1 protein-coding gene is annotated in these 258 nt (G+C 76.0%); it reads left to right on the top strand.

Annotated features, from left to right (window positions below; genetic code table 11):
* A partial coding sequence (locus tag KVT37_RS32385) for an aldolase/citrate lyase family protein (RefSeq protein ID WP_254634402.1) occupies positions 1-258 on the top strand: 258 nt, incomplete at both ends.

The following is a 258-nucleotide window of genomic DNA, read 5'->3' as shown; positions in this document are numbered from 1 at the left end:
GCTCCGGGCGGCCTCCCCGGCTCCTCGGCCGGCCCCCGCGCCCCCGCCTTCGGCCGCCACCGCGGCTATCCTGCGAAAGGGCGCGAGCAGCAGCCGCTTGCGGGCCAGATCGAGGACGAGACAGGCGGCGCCAATGCCGCCGCGATCGCGGCGGTCGACGCCGGCGACGTTCTGTTCGTCGGGCCGGGCGACCAGTGCACCAATATGGGGGCGATGGGGAACCCCGGCGCCACACATGCGCAGGGCGCGCTCTCGTCC

The sequence above is a fragment of the Mesorhizobium sp. GbtcB19 genome (assembly GCF_019091085.1).
Lineage (GTDB): Bacteria > Pseudomonadota > Alphaproteobacteria > Rhizobiales > Rhizobiaceae > Mesorhizobium.
This window is presented reverse-complemented; position numbering and strand designations above follow the sequence as displayed.